The organism is Streptomyces sp. NBC_01264 (assembly GCF_026340675.1).
Taxonomy (GTDB): domain Bacteria; phylum Actinomycetota; class Actinomycetes; order Streptomycetales; family Streptomycetaceae; genus Streptomyces.
This window is the reverse complement of record NZ_JAPEOX010000001.1, coordinates 3,401,456-3,417,885: the sequence shown is the minus strand read 5'-3', so window position 1 is coordinate 3,417,885 and position 16,430 is coordinate 3,401,456. Positions and strand designations below refer to the sequence as shown.

General features: G+C 73.0%; 17 protein-coding genes. 8 read left to right on the top strand and 9 right to left on the bottom strand.

Features of this window, described 5'->3' with window-relative positions:
• Positions 1 to 46: 46 nt before the first annotated feature.
• Both OG435_RS15825 and OG435_RS15820 read right to left on the bottom strand, forming a co-directional pair.
• Positions 47 to 1,642, bottom strand: coding sequence for a sensor histidine kinase (locus tag OG435_RS15825; protein ID WP_266877493.1), 1,596 nt, complete (start codon positions 1,640 to 1,642; stop codon positions 47 to 49).
• On the bottom strand, positions 1,639 to 2,676 hold the full coding sequence (locus tag OG435_RS15820; protein ID WP_266877492.1) for a rod shape-determining protein: 1,038 nt from the start codon (positions 2,674 to 2,676) through the stop codon (positions 1,639 to 1,641). The genes OG435_RS15825 and OG435_RS15820 overlap by 4 nt, the downstream gene beginning before the upstream one ends.
• A gap of 241 nt (positions 2,677 to 2,917) precedes the next feature.
• Between OG435_RS15820 and OG435_RS15815 the strand changes: the two genes are divergently transcribed.
• Positions 2,918 to 3,694, top strand: coding sequence for an esterase/lipase family protein (locus OG435_RS15815; protein WP_266877491.1), 777 nt, complete (start codon positions 2,918 to 2,920; stop codon positions 3,692 to 3,694).
• Between the two features lie 7 nt (positions 3,695 to 3,701).
• Here OG435_RS15815 and OG435_RS15810 read toward each other — a convergent pair whose 3' ends face one another.
• Positions 3,702 to 4,319, bottom strand: coding sequence for a hypothetical protein (locus tag OG435_RS15810; RefSeq protein WP_430625635.1), 618 nt, complete (start codon positions 4,317 to 4,319; stop codon positions 3,702 to 3,704).
• Positions 4,320 to 4,398: 79 nt separating this feature from the next.
• Between OG435_RS15810 and OG435_RS15805 the strand changes: the two genes are divergently transcribed.
• Positions 4,399 to 5,205: an SCO2400 family protein gene (locus tag OG435_RS15805; RefSeq protein WP_266877490.1), complete on the top strand. Its 807-nt coding sequence runs from the start codon at positions 4,399 to 4,401 to the stop codon at positions 5,203 to 5,205.
• Between the two features lie 26 nt (positions 5,206 to 5,231).
• Here the strand turns inward: OG435_RS15805 and OG435_RS15800 are convergent, their stop codons facing one another.
• Positions 5,232 to 5,654, bottom strand: a complete 423-nt coding sequence (locus OG435_RS15800; RefSeq protein WP_266877489.1) for a MarR family winged helix-turn-helix transcriptional regulator — start codon at positions 5,652 to 5,654, stop codon at positions 5,232 to 5,234.
• Between the two features lie 98 nt (positions 5,655 to 5,752).
• Between OG435_RS15800 and OG435_RS15795 the strand changes: the two genes are divergently transcribed.
• From OG435_RS15795 to OG435_RS15785, 3 genes are all read left to right on the top strand, one after another.
• Positions 5,753 to 6,775, top strand: a complete 1,023-nt coding sequence (locus OG435_RS15795) for an NADP-dependent oxidoreductase (RefSeq protein WP_266877488.1) — start codon at positions 5,753 to 5,755, stop codon at positions 6,773 to 6,775.
• Between the two features lie 65 nt (positions 6,776 to 6,840).
• A complete protein-coding gene (locus tag OG435_RS15790; RefSeq protein ID WP_266877487.1) occupies positions 6,841 to 7,263 on the top strand; it encodes an organic hydroperoxide resistance protein in 423 nt (140 codons plus the stop codon).
• Between the two features lie 90 nt (positions 7,264 to 7,353).
• Positions 7,354 to 8,220 carry an EI24 domain-containing protein gene (locus OG435_RS15785; protein WP_266877486.1) on the top strand — a complete coding sequence of 289 codons (867 nt, stop codon included), beginning with the start codon at positions 7,354 to 7,356 and terminating at the stop codon, positions 8,218 to 8,220.
• Here the strand turns inward: OG435_RS15785 and OG435_RS15780 are convergent.
• Complete coding sequence (locus OG435_RS15780; protein ID WP_266877485.1) at positions 8,210 to 9,133, bottom strand: NAD(P)-dependent oxidoreductase; 924 nt, start codon at positions 9,131 to 9,133, stop codon at positions 8,210 to 8,212. The two genes, OG435_RS15785 and OG435_RS15780, sit on opposite strands and share 11 nt — an antisense overlap.
• Before the next feature lie 97 nt (positions 9,134 to 9,230).
• Here OG435_RS15780 and OG435_RS15775 point away from each other — a divergent pair, with 97 nt between their 5' ends.
• The gene (locus OG435_RS15775) at positions 9,231 to 9,581 is read left to right on the top strand and encodes a winged helix-turn-helix transcriptional regulator (RefSeq protein WP_266877484.1); all 351 of its coding nucleotides are present in this window, start codon (positions 9,231 to 9,233) and stop codon (positions 9,579 to 9,581) included.
• Between the two features lie 16 nt (positions 9,582 to 9,597).
• Here OG435_RS15775 and OG435_RS15770 read toward each other — a convergent pair whose 3' ends face one another.
• From OG435_RS15770 to OG435_RS15760, 3 genes are all read right to left on the bottom strand, one after another.
• Positions 9,598 to 10,332, bottom strand: coding sequence for a class I SAM-dependent methyltransferase (locus OG435_RS15770; RefSeq protein WP_266877483.1), 735 nt, complete (start codon positions 10,330 to 10,332; stop codon positions 9,598 to 9,600).
• 242 nt (positions 10,333 to 10,574) lie between these two features.
• Complete coding sequence (locus OG435_RS15765) at positions 10,575 to 11,348, bottom strand: carbon-nitrogen hydrolase family protein (RefSeq protein WP_430625634.1); 774 nt, start codon at positions 11,346 to 11,348, stop codon at positions 10,575 to 10,577.
• A gap of 112 nt (positions 11,349 to 11,460) precedes the next feature.
• Positions 11,461 to 12,039, bottom strand: a complete 579-nt coding sequence (locus OG435_RS15760) for a TetR/AcrR family transcriptional regulator (RefSeq protein ID WP_266881771.1) — start codon at positions 12,037 to 12,039, stop codon at positions 11,461 to 11,463.
• A gap of 149 nt (positions 12,040 to 12,188) precedes the next feature.
• Here OG435_RS15760 and OG435_RS15755 point away from each other — a divergent pair, with 149 nt between their 5' ends.
• On the top strand, positions 12,189 to 14,648 hold the full coding sequence (locus OG435_RS15755; RefSeq protein ID WP_266877482.1) for a beta-glucosidase family protein: 2,460 nt from the start codon (positions 12,189 to 12,191) through the stop codon (positions 14,646 to 14,648).
• A 90-nt stretch (positions 14,649 to 14,738) separates the two neighbouring features.
• Here the strand turns inward: OG435_RS15755 and OG435_RS15750 are convergent, their stop codons facing one another.
• Positions 14,739 to 15,650, bottom strand: coding sequence for an SGNH/GDSL hydrolase family protein (locus OG435_RS15750; RefSeq protein WP_266877481.1), 912 nt, complete (start codon positions 15,648 to 15,650; stop codon positions 14,739 to 14,741).
• Positions 15,651 to 15,900: 250 nt separating this feature from the next.
• Between OG435_RS15750 and OG435_RS15745 the strand changes: the two genes are divergently transcribed.
• Complete coding sequence (locus OG435_RS15745; protein WP_254385450.1) at positions 15,901 to 16,395, top strand: DUF3145 domain-containing protein; 495 nt, start codon at positions 15,901 to 15,903, stop codon at positions 16,393 to 16,395.
• Positions 16,396 to 16,430 lie beyond the last annotated feature (35 nt).

Sequence of the window (16,430 nt, the reverse complement as noted above, 5' to 3'; positions counted from 1 at the left end):
CGGGTAGGGGACAGCCCCGCAGGGTCGACCCACCCCCCCGCCAGGGTCAGAGCGGGGCTTCCCAGGTCAGAGTCGTGCCGCGGGTGCCCGAGTCCGTGCGGCCGTCGTCGGAGACGGTGAGGCGGACCCGGCTGGGGACCGCGTCGACCTCGACCTCGATGGAGGTGACCTCGGACCGGCGGTGCGCCGCGGCCAGGGCCCCGCGCAGGGCGGAGAGGAGGTCGTCCGCGACCGGATCGGGCAGCAGCGCGTCCACCGTGCCCGCGAAGTGCACCGACGGCTGGAAGCCCAGCAGCACCGCCGCCCCGCCGGTCTCCCGCAGGACCCGGCCCCGGAAGGTGGTCGGGGCGTCCGTCGGCGGCTGCTGCAGGGCGAAGATGGCCGTGCGGACCTCCTGGATGGTGGAGTCGAGCTCGTCCACGGCCCGCCCCAGCTCCTCGCCGACGGTGTCCCCGCTGGGCGCCTTGGCGGAGCGCCGACGGGTGCTCTCCAGCATCATCTCCGTCGCGAACAGCCGCTGGACCACCAGGTCGTGGAGGTCGCGGGCGATGCGGTCCCGGTCCTCGTAGACGGCCAGTTGCTCCCGGTCGTGCTGGGCGTCCGCCAGGACCAGGGCCAGCGCGGCCTGGGAGGCGAACTGCGAGGCCAGCAGCCGGTCGACCGCGTCGTAGGCGGGGCCGCCGCGGGCGCGCGGCAGGGCGAGCGTGCCGATGAGCTGACCGCCGCTCTGGAGGGGCAGCATCATGCTCGGGCCGAAGCGTTCGCGCACGTGCGTGGTCATCCGGGGGTCCGTCGCCGAGTCCTCTATGAAGACCGGCTCGCCGCCCAGGAGCTGTTCCAGGACCGCCGAGCCGGGCGCGATGGCCGTGCCCACCAGGTCACCGGGGTCGCCCTGCGTGGAGGCGGCCACGATCTCCATGCCGCCCTCGGGGGTCGGCTGGAGGACGACCCCGGCCACGGCGTCGGCCAGCAGCCGGGCGCGTTCGGCCACGCACATCAGCGCGTCCGCCGCGGGCCGGCCCGCCAGCAGGGTGGTGGTCACGGCGGCGGCGCCCTCGATCCAGCGCTCCCGGCGGCGCGCGGTCTCGTACAGCCGGGCGTTGCCGATCGCTATCCCCGCCTGCGAGGCCAGGACGCGCACCAGCGCGAGGTCCTCGTCCGTGAACGGGCCGCCGCCCCGCTTGTCGGTGAGGTAGAGGTTGCCGAAGACCTCGGTGTGGACCCGGATCGGGACGCCGAGAAAACCCTTCATCGGGGGGTGTCCCGGCGGGAAGCCCGCCGTGCGGGGGTCCTGGTTCAGGTCCTCCAGCACGAGCGGGCGCGGATCGGTGATCAGGGCGCCGAGCAGGCCGGAACGGCCGTCCGGCAGGTGGAGGATGGCTGCCTTCTCGGCCTCGGTCATGCCGGAGGTGAAGAGCTCGGTCAGCCGGGCGCGCTCGGGGTCGACGACCCCGAGCGCTCCGTACCGTGCCGCGCACAGCTCGGTCGCCGAATCCACGAGGTGCTGGAGGGTGGTCCGCAGTTCGAGTTCGGAACCGACGCTGAGGACCGCCTCCAGGAGGACGGGCAGGCTGGCCGCCTGTCGGGCGGCGACGGCCTGCCCGTTCCCGGGGCCCGGCGGGGGTGGATCGGTGTGCGTCATTCGGCCAGGGGGTTCAGAACCATGGGGGCGATCTTCCCTTCGAGCATCATGCCGAGGCCCAGTACCGCGCAGACGTCCGGCCGTTCGGCGATGGCCACGGGCATCCCGGTCGCATCGCGGAGCATCTGGTCCAGGCCCGGCAGCAGGGCGCTGCCACCGACCATCATGATCCCTCGGTCGGTCAGATCGGCCACCAGGTCCGGCGGGCAGTCGCGCAGCACCTTGCCGATGCCGTCGAGCACGGCGGTCAGCGGGGTGTGGATGGCGTCCCGGACGGCCGCGGTGTCCACGTGGACGGAGCGGGCGAGTCCGGTGGCCACGTCGCGGCCGTGGATGAGGGTGGAGGTCGGTCCGCCGGCGGTGATGCCGTTGCCGTGCAGGGCCAGTTGGAGCGGGCGGACGGCCTGGCTCGGCAGCATCAGCTCGTGCGCGTGGCGCAGGTGCTGGACGACGGCGTGGTCGATGGCCTCGCCGCCCACCGGGATCCGTACGGCGGTGACGATCGAACCGAGGGAGAGGACGGCGACCTGGGTGGCGGCGGCCCCGCACACCATGATCATCGTCGCGGTCGGCTGCTCCACGGGGAGGCCGCAGCCGACGGCCGCCGCGATCAGGGTGTCGACCAGTTCGACGCGCCGGGCTCCCAGTCCGACCATCGTCTCCACTGTCGCGCGCTGGGCGAGCGGGTCGGCGTCGTGCGGGGTGCAGGCGGCGGCCCGCAGCCGGGGCTTGCGGCGCAGGGCGCGCCGCAGCTTCTCGCCGAGGAGGTGGCGCAGCATGCGCTGGGCCATCTCGATGTCCACGACGGTGCCGCCGGAGATGGGGCGGACGACGCGGATGTAGTCGGGCGTGCGGCCGGTCATCCGTTCGGCGAAGGTGCCGACGGCGATGAGTGCGCCGGTCCGCGTGTTCACGGCGGCGGCACTGGGCTCGTCCACGACCAGGCCGAGGCCCTTGACGTAGACGCGGGTCCTGGCCGCTCCGAGGTCGACGGCCACGTGGCAGCGGCGCAACTGCTCAAGACTGACGGTCACGGCAGATCCTCCCGAGACGCTGACGCAAGAAGACCGGCGGTTGCCGGTCACACTTCGTATCTTCTCGGGTGAATTACCCGTATTGCCCGATTTGATGCTCCGGGTGGGGGGTGTCGTGAGATACGGAAGGGTCACGAGGGGTGCGGGTGAGTGCTGCACGGGGGTGGAATTCTGCGACGCCAGGCGCGACCATGCCCGCACCGATCGTGCTACTCGTGCGTAACAAGGTAAAGGGGACTCGATGCTGACGGTCCGCCAGCGACTGCTCGCCCTCCTGGCACTCTGCCTGGCGCTCCTCGCGGCGCCCGCGCTCCCGGCGCAGGCCGTCGGCGTCTCTCCCGGGGCGATCTGGGGCGCGTCTCCCGGCGCGACTTCCGGGGCGATCTGGGGGGTGGCCCCCGGTGCGTCCTCCGGACCGGCCGCCGCGCGCAATCCGCTGGTCTTCGTGCACGGCTACAACGCCGACCCCGGCGTCTGGGGCTCCCTGCGCGAGGACCTGCGCGCCGACGGTTACGCCGACTCCGAGCTGTTCTCCTTCGGCTACGACACCCACCAGTCCGTCAACGAGGTCCTCTCCGGACGGCTCGCCGCGTACGTGGACGGGGTCCGCCGGCAGACCGGCGCCGCCCGGGTGGACCTGGTCGCGCACTCCTTCGGCTCGCTGGTCACCCGCTGGTACGTGAAGTTCGGCGGCGGCGCCCCGTACGTGGACCGCTGGGTCTCCCTCGCCGGCCCCAACCGCGGCACCTCCACCGCCTGGGCCTGCGCCCTGTGGGACCAGGCATGCCGGGACATGACCCCCGGCTCCTACGTGGTGAAGAACCTGAACTCCGGCGACGAGACCCCCGGCGCGGTGCGGTACGCCACCTTCTGGTCCCCCTGCGACGAAGTCATCAACCCCGATGACAGCGTCCCGCTCACCGGGGCGACCAACACCCCGGTCGGCTGCCTCAAGCACAACGACCTGCTCGGGGACGACCCCACCTCGGCGGGCGTACGGGCCTTCCTGCGCTCCTAGGCCGTCCCTAGCCGCTCTCCACGGCGACCTCCTGGAGCAGGCCGTACGTGAACTCCGCGACGCACGCCCGCCCCGACGCGGTGAACGCGAGGCGCCACCGCGTCGGGGCGCTGCCCTCCATCGGGCGGACCGGGGCGAAGGCCCGCGCCACCTCGTCGACCGTCGCCGACCAGGGCAGCAGGTCCTCGGGCGACTCCAGTACGGGACCGGGCGCGCCCGGGGCCCGGACCAGCCACTCGTTCCACACGGCCCCGTCCGGCGCGGCGAGCACCTCGAAGCGGAGGTCGGGCCAGAGGGGCACCGGCCACAGCAGGGCCTCGCACGTCAGATCGCCGATCGTGCGCGAGGAGACGGCCTCGGGCGGGCCGAGCACCGAGCGGTAGCGGGCCAGGGCGCCCCGCGAGCGCGGCGACCGGACCATGGCCTGCCAGCGCTTGTTGGCCTCCCGCTGCTCGGCGGGGGAGACGCCGAGCAGCCGCCGGGCCTCCTCCGCGAGGCCCGGCTGGAAGTCCGCCATCCGGCGCAGCAGCACCAGTTGGAAGCCGGCGGGGCCGAAGGGGCCCGGTGCGGGGGGCCGTGCCCCCGGCGCCCCCGGCGACCCCGGTGTCCTTGGCGTCCTTGTCATGGAATCAAGCCTTCCACACAGGATCCTCACGATCCCGGTATACGGCCGTTGTGAGTGAACGCGTAGCCTGCGGGGCGCCATGGACTATTGCATCGCCTGCCGCAGGTACCTCAACGGCGCGCTGGCGTGCGCCGGATGCGGGACCCCGGCGGAACACCTGAGATCCGCCGCGCCGGCAGTGCCCGCCGCGCCCGCCCCCGGCTCCGCCGCCGCTTTCGGAAGCGACCCGGCCGGACTCGCCGACGTGTACGCCGACTCCCTCGTCGTGCTGTCCGGGGAACGCGAGCAGGGCCGGGGGCAGGGCCGCGGCCGGGCCCGGGGCCGCGCCGCCGACCGCCGCCGCGCCGGCCACCGCAGACGCCGCCGGACCGCGCTCACCGTGGGGCTCGGGCTGCTGCTCGCCGCCGGAGCCACGCTGGGCCTGGCCAGGCTGGCGGTCGACGGGCAGCGCACCGACCGGGCGGCGACGGTGGTGCTGACCGACGACGCGGGTCCCGCGGAGCCGGCGCCGCTTCCGGGTCTGACGGACGGGCCCGCCGCGCCCACGGGCACGGCTTCGGGGAAGGGCCGGGCCGCCGGCTCCGGGAAGGCCACGGCCGGGGGTCCGAAGCCGGGCGGGACCGGTCGGAGCACCGGGGCCTCCGGTGCCGGGCCGTCCGCCTCCGAGCCGGCGGAGCCGTCGCGGAGCGCTTCCCGGACCCCCACGTCCGCGACTCCGACCGCATCGAGGTCCGGCGGCTCCGCGACTCCGAGCGGGAGCCCGAGTTCGAGGGACCCCAAGCCGCCGAAGCCCACCAAGAAGCCGAATCCGAATCCGAAGCCGTCTCCGACGCCGACCCCGGAGCCCACCCCGGACTGCCCGTGGTGGAACCCGCTGTGCTGGTGAACGGGCTGTGCTGGTGAGCGGGGAGCTCAGCCCAGCATCCGCCTGAGCAGGTCCCGTAGGACCGCGCGCTCGGCCGCGGTGAGCCCGGCCAGCGGCTCCCGGGCGAAGTCCAGCGACTCGCGGAGCCGGTCGGCGGTCTGCAGGCCCTCCTCGGTGGCCGCTGCGAGCTTCACCCGGCGGTCGGCCGGGTCGGGGCGGCGCTCGACGAGCCCGCGGGTCTCCAGGCGGTCCACTATCCCGGTGATGTTCGACGGCTCGCACCGCAGCTTCTGCGCGATCTTGCGCATCGGCATGGGCTCCAGGGAGAGCAGGTTCAGGACGCGGGCCTGGGCGCCGGTGAGCTGGTGGCTGGAGGCCGCGTGCTCGTACTCCTGGTGGTAGCGGGCCACGACGTCGCCGATGAGCTCGACGACCTCGAGGGTCAGGGGGTCTGCGCGACGACTGGGCATGGATCCAGCGTACCCATTTACTTGACAACATGAAATATCCAGGCGCATGGTTGTTTCACGTTGTGAAGCATTTCCTCCCCTCATCCCAGGAGCGCCACATGTCCCAGATTCCTGCCGTCAGCCGCGAGTGGCACCTCGTCCGCCGTCCGCAGGGCTGGCCCGTCGCCGAGGACTTCGCCCTGCGCGAGGTACCGGTGAACGCGGAGCCCGCCGCCGGCCGGATCCTGGTGCGCAACCTCCACATGTCCGTGGACCCGTACATGCGCGGCCGGATGAACGACGTGAAGTCGTACATCCCGGCGTTCCAGCTCGACCGGCCCATGGACGGCGGCGCGGTCGGCGAGGTCGTGGCCTCGGCCGACGAGCGCTTCGCGGTCGGCGACCACGTGCTGCACGGCCTGGGCTGGCGCGAGTACGCGGAGCTGGACGCCAAGCACGCCACCAAGGTGGACGCCGCGCTCGCCCCGCTCTCCGCCTACCTCGGCGTCCTCGGAATGCCGGGTCTGACCGCCTACGCCGGGCTCTTCGAGGTCGCCTCCTTCAAGGAGGGCGACTCCGTCTTCGTCTCCGGCGCCGCCGGCGCCGTCGGCAGCCTCGTCGGCCAGTTCGCGAAGATCAAGGGCGCCTCCCGCGTCATCGGCTCCGCCGGCTCCGACGAGAAGGTGACGCTCCTCACGGAGAAGTACGGTTTCGACGCCGCCTTCAACTACAAGAACGGCCCCGTCGCCGAGCAGCTGCGCGAGGCCGCGCCCGAGGGCATCGACGTCTACTTCGACAACGTCGGCGGGGACCACCTGGAGGCCGCGATCTCCTCCCTGAACGTCCACGGCCGGGCCACCCTGTGCGGGGCCATCGCCCAGTACAACGCCACCGAGCCGGTCCCCGGCCCGAGCAACCTCGCCCTGGTCATCGGCAAGCGGCTGCGCCTCCAGGGGATCCTGGTCGGAGACCACGCCGGACTGCAGCCGCAGTTCGTCCAGGACGTGGCCGGCTGGCTGCGCTCCGGGGAGCTCGTCGCGGACGAGACGGTCGTCCGCGGAGTGGAGAACGCCGCCGACGCCTTCCTCGGAATGCTGCGCGGTGACAACACCGGAAAGATGATCGTTTCTTTCACCGGTTAGGCTCACTCCACACCGCCGTGACGCGTGGGCGCGAGTCCCGGCGATTACCAGGAGGATTTCCTTACATGTCCATCCAGCAGTCCGACGTCGCGTACACCGCTGTTGCCACCGCCGAGAACGGCCGTGACGGTCGCGTCGCCACCAACGACGGTCGCCTCGACGTCGTCGTGAACCCGCCGAAGGAGCTCGGTGGCAGCGGCGAGGGCACCAACCCCGAGCAGCTGTTCGCCGCCGGCTACAGCGCCTGCTTCCAGGGTGCGCTCGGCGTCGTCGCCCGCAACGAGAACGCCGACATCTCCGGCTCCACGGTCACCGCCGAGGTCGGCATCGGCAAGAACGACGACGGCTTCGGCATCATCGTCAAGATCTCGGCCTCCATCCCGAACGTGGACGCCGCCACCGCCAAGGACCTCATCGAGAAGGCCCACCAGGTCTGCCCGTACTCCAAGGCGACCCGCGGCAACATCACGGTCGAGCTCGCGGTCTGATCTACGTCGAAGGCCGCACCCAGGCACCGGGGTGCGGCCTTCGTCATGCCCGGCATCCTCCTGCCCGGGCGCCCGACCTAAACTGGAGCCATGCGTGATCTTGCGGGGGGATTCGGCTATCTGCTGGCCGGACAGCGATGGGTACTGGGCCACGGCCGATGGCTGGGCTTCGGGCTGCTGCCCGGGCTCGTCTCCCTGGTGCTGTACGCCGGAGCCCTCATCGGCCTCGGCTACGGCGCCGACGACCTGACCGCCTGGGCGACCCCCTTCGCCGACGGCTGGTCCTCCCCGTGGCTCGGGCTCTTCCGCGGCTTCCTGACGGCCCTGGTCTTCTGCCTCGGCCTCTTCCTCGCGGTGATCACCTTCACCGCCGTGACCCTGCTCGTGGGCCAGCCGTTCTACGAGTCCCTCTCGGAGCAGGTCGACCGCACCGAGGGCGGCGAGGTCCCGGAGTCCGGCCTCACGCTCGCGCGGGAACTGTGGATCTCCGCCCGGGACAGCCTGCGGATCCTCGGCCGGGTGCTGCTCTTCGGGATCCTGCTCTTCGCGCTCGGCTTCGTTCCGGTGATCGGGCAGACCGTGGTGCCGGTCCTCGGCTTCTGCGTCTCCGGCTTCTTCCTCGCCCAGGAGCTCACCTCCGTCGCCCTGATGCGCCGCCGGGTGCAGCTCACCGAGCAGCTCGCGCTGCTGCGCCGGCGGCGGATGCTGGCGCTCGGCTTCGGGGTGCCGCTCGTGCTGTCGTTCCTGGTGCCCTTCGTCGCCGTGTTCCTGATGCCCGGCGCGGTGGCCGGGGCGACGCTCATGGTCCGGGACCTGGTGGGCGAAACCACGGGGGAGCCGGACCGGGAGCAGGCGCATGCAGAGGAGCAGGCGCAGGGGCAGGGCCCGACCCGGACCCAGGACCCGACTCAGGGCCAGTCCCAGGCCCGGCCGCGGGGAAAGCGGCTCAGCGCCTGAGCAGGGTGATCGCCCCGGCGGTGTCCTCGCCGCCGTGCGCCGCCGGATCGGCTTCCAGCCGCTCCCGCATCAGGTCCAGGTACGGGCTGATCAGCTCGGCGCTGACCCCTTGCTCCGCCGCGGTCCGCAGATAGGTGGCGCTCGCCGCGACCTGCATGGCCAGGTTCGATTCGACGCCCGTGGTGAAGTCCCCCGAGACCAGTCGCTCGGCGGCGGCGCCCGCGAAGAAGCCCATCGCGCCCAGCCATTCGGTCAGCAGCGGAGCCAGGTCCTTGGGGGAGACGTCCTCGCCCTCGATCAGCGCGTAGGCGTGCGAGATCCCGGCGAACAGCCCGGTCATCGCGCTCAGCAGGGCCACGTCGTGCAGGGCCGCGTGGCCGGGGTCGGAGCCGACGTAGCGGACGCCGGCCGGGACCTCCAGCGTGCTCCGGTGCTCCTCGAAGAGCTCGGGGGAGCCGCTGTAGAAGACGTACCCGCCGGCCGCGGGGGCGCCGATCATCGACGGGGTGCCCATGATCCCGCCGTCGAGGAACCGGGCCCCGCGCTCCTGGGCCCACGCGGCTCGGGCGCGGCCGTCGGCGGGGGTGCCGGTGGTCAGGTCGACCAGGTCCTTGCCGGTGAGGTCCAGGCCCTCCAGGGCCGAGCCGACGCTGGCGTGGTCCAGCAGGCAGACCACGATCAGGCCGTTCGCGGCCACCGCCTCGGCGGGGGTCGCGGCGACGACGGCGCCCTCGGCCGCGAGGGCCTCGGCCTTGGCGGGGGTGCGGTTCCACACGGTGAGGGGGTGCCCGGCGGCGAGCCAGGTGCGGGCGAGGGCGGTGCCCATCGCGCCGAGTCCCAGGAGGGTGAGCGGGGTCTGTGCCGCGTTGTCGGTGCCGGTCTTCGTGCCGGTCTTCGTGCTGGTGTCGGTCATGCCGATTAGCCTGGTGGAGGGACGTCAGGTGCTCAAGTACGCACTTCGGAGTGGGTGATTACCCCGAGGTGAGCGAACAGGTGGGGAGGGGTGCGCGATGGCAATGACACAGCGGCCGGGGGCGGATCACTGCGGGATCGCCGCGGCGATGTCCGTGATCGACGGCAAGTGGAAGGTGTCGGTCCTGTGGGAGCTGGAGCAGTGCCCGCGCCGCTTCGGCGAGCTGCGCCGCCTGGTCCCGGGGGTCTCGGAGAAGGTCCTCGCGGCCCAGCTGCGCGAGTTGGAGACGGACGGCATCGTCCACCGCGAGGTCTACGAGGAGGTCCCGCCGCGCGTGGAGTACTCGCTGACCCCGCTCGGCCACGAGCTGAACGAGGCCATGGAGGCCCTCGGCGCGTGGGGCACGAAGCACCTCCTCCCGGACGCCGCCCGGACGGTCCCCATGTGAGGAGAGGACCGGGTCCTCACTCCGGGCGGCGGAACAGCGCCGTCCACAGGAAGGCCTCGCCGAAGGAGCCGGAGGATGCGGGCTCGTCGTTCATCCGGCGCAGCTCCACCTCGGTGAGGTCCTCGAAGACCCAGCGCAGCTCCTCGGGCGTGTAGGCGAGCCCGCCTTCGAGGCGGGCCCGGCCGTAGAACTCCTCGTCGGGCAGCTCGGATCCCATCGCGCCCGAGGCGAAGCAGGTCAGGGCGAAGCGGCCGCCCGGGGCCAGTAGCCGGTCCAGCAGGGCCAGGTAGCTGACCCGGCGGTGCGGCGGCAGGTGGTGGAAGCAGCCCGAGTCGTAGATCAGGTCGTACGGGCCCGCGAGCCCGGCGCCGGCGGCGCCGAAGGCGTCCCCCTGGTGGAAACGGATCCGGGCCCCCGCGGCCGAAGTCCGCTCCCCGGCCCAGGCCAGGGCCGTCGGGGAGAGGTCGACGGCATCCACCTCGAAGCCCCGGGCGGCCAGGTACAGGGAGTTGCGGCCGGGGCCGCAGCCGAGGTCCAGGGCGCGGCCGCCCGCGGGGACCAGCCCGCGGTCGAGGCAGGAGACGAGGTTCTCGTCGGGCTTCGCCACGAAGAAGGGCACCGACCGCTCGCGGTCCGCGTAGAAGCCGTCCCACCAGTCGGAGCCGGCGGCCGTCCAGCGGTCGGCCTCCGGTGCGAAGAGGCCGTCCATGAGGGCGAGTACGTCGTCGACACTGCGTATGTTCCGGTCCATCCGAACCCCTTTCAGATGTTCCCGATTTTATCGGCGGACCAGGGAAAAGCCCAGGTCAGGGCGGGTGTGGAGCATGCCTGACGGGCCGTCTGGCGCCCTGGTGCGGCCGGGCCGGTCCCCGCCCCCGCGGGCGGGGAGGCCGGACGCCCCAAGACCTCTTCCAGCGCCCTCACGGGCCCTTTCCCGGTTGCTCCGGGCCCTGTTTCCCTACGGGTTCCGGAGCCGCGCACCCGGACGCCCCGTCAGGCCCGGACCTGCGCCGACCCCTCCACCGGCACCTCCTCCGGCACCTCCACCGGCACCTCCGCCACGGCGATCGACGCCGTGTGCGCGTCCGCCTCGGCCAGCAGGGTCCCGTCCGGCGCCCATACGGCCGCGCCCCCGCAGCCCGTCCACGGTCCGGCGGGACCCACGTGGTTGCCGAGGGCCACGTACATCCCGAAGTCCCGGGCGATCCCCGGGTGGACCGCCGCCCGCTCGGCGATGCCGTCGCCCGTTCCGTAGAGCGAGCTCGCCAGGTGGACCCGGCAGCCGGCCGCGGCGCCCGCGCCGGGCACGTCCGCGAAGTGGTTGTCGAAGCAGATCCCAAGGGAGAAGCGGATCCCGCCGAGCTCGAAGCGGCCCGGGGCCGTCCCCGCGGCGAAGAACTCCCGCTCGTGGCGGAACAGGTGCTGCTTGGCGTACGTGGTCACGTGCGCGCCGTCGGCGTCGTGGACCAGGGTCGCGATGAGGGGCCGCGGGCCGTCCGTGCGCAGCGCGGCGTTGACGGCGGTGGCGATCCCGGTGGAACGCACGGGGTCCAGCCGGGGATCCTCGGCGTCGGCCAGCCACAGCCCGGGGTCGGCGCCGAGCGCGGCCAACTCGTAGCCGGTCAGCGTGAGCTCGGGGAACACGACCAGCCCGGCGCCCTCCTCCCGGGCCCGCACGGCGAGCGCGGCCGCCCGTGCGGCGTTGGCGGACACGTCGGCGGGGACGCAGCTCAGCTGCGCGGCAGCGATCTTCACCCGGCCCAGCATGCCAGCCCTCCTCCCGGGTCCCGACGTGGCCCCGAACGGCCGCAGGCCGGCCGGGGGAAGGCCCCGGGAAGGCCCGACCCCGACCCCGGCCCGGCCGCCCGGTGTCCCCGGGTCAGGCCGCCCGGCGTCCCTGGATCAGGTCCAGGAAGGCGCGGAAGGTGCCGGGCATGTCCACGGATTCCGGGGCCAGCAGCCACTGGTACTGGAGGCCGTCCATCACGGCGGCCAGCAGCGGGGCCGCCTGCTCGGGGGTGAGGCCCGAGGGGAGCCGGTCACCGTACTCCGCGCGCAGTACGCCCGCCATCGCGGAGCGCACCTGCGCGTACCGCTCGGCGAAGAACTCCCGTGCCGGGTGGCCCTCGGTGACGCTCTCGCCGAGCAGCGCGGAGAAGGTCTGCACGATGCCGGGGCGCATGGCGTTGTACTCGACCAGCGAGGCCAGCAGGTCGGGGCGCCAGGCGTCGGCCATGGCGCGGCTGCCGCCGCCGGTGTCCCAGCGGTCGCGTTCCTCCAGGACCGCGACGAGCAGGGCCTCCTTGCTCGGGAAGTAGTGCAGCAGCCCCTGCTGGGTCAGGCCCACGCGCTCGGCGACGGCGCCCAGGGCGGCGCCCCGGTAGCCGCGTTCGGCGATCACCTCGAGGGCCGCGCGGACGATCTCCGCGCGCCGTTCCTCACTCCTGGCCCTGACCATCGCCCGCCACCCCTTCCGTTCCACAGCTGCCAGCAGACCGTACGACATCGATCGATTACGAACAGGTTACGAACCCTACCGTTCTACAGGTAACGGGTCCACCATGGGGTCACCGCGCCGCACCGCGCACCCGCACTCAACGAGGAGGCATGGCCGTGACCGATGCCGATCAGGTCCGCAACGACGTCGTAGAGGCGGCGCTGGGCAAGCTGGATCTCGACACCAAGGCCCGGCTCCTGGCCGGCCAGGACATGTGGTCCCTGCCCGCCGTCCCCGAGATCGGACTGAAGTCCCTGGTCTTCTCCGACGGCCCCATCGGAGTGCGCGGCGTGCGCTGGACCGCGGACGACCCGTCGATCGCCCTGCCCTCCCCGACCGCGCTCGCCGCCGCGTGGGACCCCGAGCTGGCCCGCCGGGCCGGCCGGCTCCTCGCCCAGGAGGCCCGCCGCAAGGGCGTCCACGTCCTCCTCGCGCCCACCGTCAACCTGCACCGCTCCCCGCTCGGCGGCCGGCACTTCGAGTGCTACTCCGAGGACCCGTACCTCACCGGCGCCGTCGGCAGCGGCTACGTGAACGGCGTCCAGGACGGCGGCGTGGGCACCACCGTCAAGCACTTCGTGGGCAACGACGCCGAGACCGAGCGGTTCACCGTCGACAGCGTCATCGCCCCCCGCCCGCTGCGCGAGCTGTACCTGGCCCCCTTCGAGGCGATCGTCGCGAACGCCCACCCGTGGGGCATCATGACCGCCTACAACCGGGTCAACGGTGTGTTCATGAGCGAGAACGCCCACCTCGTCAACGAGGTCCTGCGCGCCGAGTGGGGCTTCGACGGCGCCAACGTCTCCGACTGGATGGCCGCCCGCTCCACCACCGGCGACATCCTGGGCGGCCTCGACGTGGTCATGCCCGGCCCGGTCTCCGTCTACGGCGCCCCGCTCGCCGAGGCCGTCCGCGCGGGCGAGGTCCCCGAGTCCGCCGTCGACGACGCCGTCCGCAACGTCCTGCGCCTCGCCGCCCGCGTCGGCATCCTGGAGGGCGCCCCCGCCGCCGTCGGCGAGGTCCCGGCCCCCGTCGACGGCCAGGCACTGGCCCGCGAGCTGGCCGCCCGCGGCTTCGTCCTCGTACGCAACGAGGCGGTCGCCGGCGAGCGCCCGGCCCTCCCGCTCGACACCGCCCCCGGCCGCACCGTCGCCCTCATCGGCGCGGCTGCCCGCGACGCCCGCGTCCTCGGCGGCGGCTCGGCCACCGTCTTCCCCGAGCGGATCGTCTCCCCGCTGGACGGGCTCACCGAGGCCCTGCCCGAAGGCGCCCTGACCTTCACGGTCGGCGCCGACCCCAGCGACGAACTGACCCCTGCCGACAAGGGCTTCGAACTCCGCGCGATCTGCCGCGACGCCTCCGGGGACGTCCTCGGCTCGGGCTCCCTGCCCACCGGGCAGCTCCAGTGGATCGGCGACGACCTGCCCGAGGGCGTCACGTACGAGACGATGGCGAGCATCGAGGTCGTCGGTACGTTCGTCCCGCGCGAGAGCGGCGAGCACGCCTTCGGCACCCGCGGACTCGGTGCGTTCAGCCTCGCCGTCGGCGGGGAGGTCCGCTGGCACGGAGTCCAGCAGATGGGCAGCGAGGCCGACCCCTTCGAGGCCTTCTTCGGCGCCCCCAACGAGCGGGCCCGCCTCACCCTCACCGAGGGCGAGGCCGTAGAGGTCTCGCTGACCTACCAGGTCCCCGACGTGACGGCGCTGCCGCTCAAGGCGATCATGTTCTCCTTCCTCCACCTCGGCCCGCAGCGCTCCGCCGACGAGCTCATCGCCGAGGCCGTGGAGGCCGCGCGCGCCGCCGACACCGCCGTCGTGGTCGTCGCCACCACCGAGCGGGTGGAGTCCGAGGGCTTCGACCGCAAGGACCTCACCCTCCCGGGCCGCCAGAACGACCTGGTGCGCGCCGTCGCCGCGGTCAACCCGAACACCGTGGTCGTCGTGAACGCGGGCTCCCCGGTGGAACTCCCGTGGCGCGAGGAGGTCGCCGCCGTCCTGCTGACCTGGTTCCCCGGGCAGGAGGGCGGGGCCGCGCTGGCCGACGTACTCCTGGGCGAGGCCGAGCCGGGCGGGCGGCTGCCCACCACCTGGCCCGCCGAGTTCGCCGACGCGCCGGTCACCGAAGTCACCCCCGTCGAGGGGTGCCTGGAGTACACCGAGGGGCTCTTCATCGGCTACCGGGCCTACGAGAAGCACGGGATCGCCCCCGCCTTCCCCTTCGGGCACGGCCTCGGCTACACGGACTGGGCCTACGAGTCCCTGGAAGCCACCCCCACGCTGGCGAAGGTCCGCGTCACCAACACCGGCACCCGGCCGGGCCGCGAGACCGTACAGGTCTACCTGGCGCCCGTGGCGGACGGTGTCGAGCGCCCGGCGAGCTGGCTGGCGGGCTTCGCGAGCGTGACCGCCGGCCCCGGCGAGAGCGTCGACGTGGAGATCCCGCTGCCGGAGCGGGCCTTCGAGATCTGGGACCAGCCGTCCCTCTCCTGGCGCCGGATCGGCGGCGGCTACGAGGTGCGCGCGAGCCGTTCGCACGGCGACACGCGGCTGACGGCGGCCCTCGACCTGTAATGGCCGGAAATCACCCCACTCGGAGGTGATCCCACAGCTGGACCGGGGGCGGGCCCTGACACGCGCCCCCGGTCCGATCCGTCCACCGCGTCAACGCGGAGGCTCGATGGAGGTCACCTGTCGGTGCGCCAGTTCCGCGAGCCGCGCCTGCCCGTCCTTGCCCGGGTGGAACCAGTCCCAGCGGCTCAACTGCTCCGCCGAGAAGGGGTACTGGAAGACCGCGCCGCCGTCGTAGCGGCACAGCTCGTCCTTCGCGCAGACCTCGCGCAGCACCTCGTTGTACTCGACCACGCGCGCCCGCACCTTCTCCCGCCGGGCCGTCGCACCGGTGGCCGCCGAGATCGGATCGGCGAGCATCGACTGACAGATGCCCAGCTTCCAGATCCGGCGCACCATCGGGTCGTCCTTGCCCTGTTCCCACAGCCGCTGGAGGTCCGGGACGCTGGAGACGTACACCTGCGAGGCCGGCGAGGCCGCCCGCAGACCGGCCAGCGCCTTCTCGAAGCCGGAGCGGAAATCGGCGACCGGAGTCATCGACGAAGCCGAGGGCCGGCAGGCGTCGTTCGAGCCCACCATCACCGTGACCAGGCCAGGCTTGTGCGCGGCCGCCGAGGCGAGCTGTCCCGGCAGGTCCATCATCCGGGAGCCGGTCACCGCGTAGTTCCAGCTCCGCGCGGGCGCCTCGGCCTCGCCGAGCAGCCGGGCGGCCAGCGAGCGGACCTCGGGATCGTCCCCGGTGGCCCAGGAGGCCTCCGGACAGTCGACCAGCACCGAACAGGCGTCGAAACCGCGCGTGATGGAGTCGCCCACGGCGGCGACCGAGGCCGGCGCGGTGTTCCACCGCGGAGCCGCCTGCGCCCCGCGCTCGCCCCCGGGCTCCGTCCCGTCCGCCGAACACCCTGTCAGCGCCCCCGCGGCCAGGAGCGTCAGGGCGACCATCGCGCCCGCACCGGCGCCCGCGGAAGTCCGACGCGCGCGGCGGCGTGGGGCGGTGGTGCGCATGCGGAAGGTCCCTCCTCGTCGCCCCCGCGTCATTCGGCGGCGTCCTGCTGAGTGAATGCTCTGTGTTTACGGGCTTGGGAGCGACCGTACGTCACACCATGACCCCCGGCGCACGGTAGCTTTTTCCCGTGGCGTTTCGGCCGCAAGTCCCGCAACGCAATGTCAAATAATTTCCGTTACATTACATCACGTCACATACTGTCCGTTTTCTGGAGTTTATTCCCGACCTCGTCCCACACTGGAGGTCCCGGTGACGACACGTGGAGTCCTGTACGTGCACTCCGCACCGCGCGCGCTCTGCCCGCACGTGGAATGGGCTGTTGCGGGGGTGCTCGGGGTGCGGGTGAACCTCGACTGGATCCGTCAGCCCGCCTCCCCGGGCACTTGGAGAGCCGAGTTCTCCTGGCAGGCCGAGGCGGGCACCGCCTCGAAACTCGCCTCCGCGCTGCGCGGATGGCACCTGCTCCGCTTCGAAGTGACCGCGGAACCCTGTCCGACCGCCGAGGGAGAGCGCTACAGCTCCACCCCGCACCTGGGCATCTTCCACGCCGTCACCGGCATGCACGGCGACATCCTGATCCCCGAGGACCGGCTGCGCGCCGCACTCGCCCGGTCCGCACACGGCGAGACGGACCTGGAGGAGGAGATCGCCAAACTGCTCGGCAAACCCTGGGACGACGAGCTCGAACCCTTCCGCTACGCGGGCGAGGGCGCCCCGGTGCGCTGGCTCCACCAAGTGGTCTGAGCCCCGGACATGCCGACATGCCGAAGGCCCGCCCG

Excerpts from the sequence above, each read along its gene's own strand:
- OG435_RS15825 (WP_266877493.1), bottom strand. The coding sequence starts at position 1,642 with ATGACGCACACCGATCCACCCCCGCCGGGCCCCGGGAACGGGCAGGCC.
- OG435_RS15815 (WP_266877491.1), top strand. The coding sequence starts at position 2,918 with ATGCTGACGGTCCGCCAGCGACTGCTCGCCCTCCTGGCACTCTGCCTG.
- OG435_RS15810 (WP_430625635.1), bottom strand. The coding sequence starts at position 4,319 with ATGACAAGGACGCCAAGGACACCGGGGTCGCCGGGGGCGCCGGGGGCA.
- OG435_RS15805 (WP_266877490.1), top strand. The coding sequence starts at position 4,399 with ATGGACTATTGCATCGCCTGCCGCAGGTACCTCAACGGCGCGCTGGCG.
- OG435_RS15800 (WP_266877489.1), bottom strand. The coding sequence starts at position 5,654 with ATGCCCAGTCGTCGCGCAGACCCCCTGACCCTCGAGGTCGTCGAGCTC.
- OG435_RS15795 (WP_266877488.1), top strand. The coding sequence starts at position 5,753 with ATGTCCCAGATTCCTGCCGTCAGCCGCGAGTGGCACCTCGTCCGCCGT.
- OG435_RS15790 (WP_266877487.1), top strand. The coding sequence starts at position 6,841 with ATGTCCATCCAGCAGTCCGACGTCGCGTACACCGCTGTTGCCACCGCC.
- OG435_RS15785 (WP_266877486.1), top strand. The coding sequence starts at position 7,354 with ATGCGTGATCTTGCGGGGGGATTCGGCTATCTGCTGGCCGGACAGCGA.
- OG435_RS15780 (WP_266877485.1), bottom strand. The coding sequence starts at position 9,133 with ATGACCGACACCAGCACGAAGACCGGCACGAAGACCGGCACCGACAAC.
- OG435_RS15775 (WP_266877484.1), top strand. The coding sequence starts at position 9,231 with ATGGCAATGACACAGCGGCCGGGGGCGGATCACTGCGGGATCGCCGCG.
- OG435_RS15770 (WP_266877483.1), bottom strand. The coding sequence starts at position 10,332 with ATGGACCGGAACATACGCAGTGTCGACGACGTACTCGCCCTCATGGAC.
- OG435_RS15765 (WP_430625634.1), bottom strand. The coding sequence starts at position 11,348 with ATGCTGGGCCGGGTGAAGATCGCTGCCGCGCAGCTGAGCTGCGTCCCC.
- OG435_RS15760 (WP_266881771.1), bottom strand. The coding sequence starts at position 12,039 with ATGGTCAGGGCCAGGAGTGAGGAACGGCGCGCGGAGATCGTCCGCGCG.
- OG435_RS15755 (WP_266877482.1), top strand. The coding sequence starts at position 12,189 with ATGGCCGTGACCGATGCCGATCAGGTCCGCAACGACGTCGTAGAGGCG.
- OG435_RS15750 (WP_266877481.1), bottom strand. The coding sequence starts at position 15,650 with ATGCGCACCACCGCCCCACGCCGCCGCGCGCGTCGGACTTCCGCGGGC.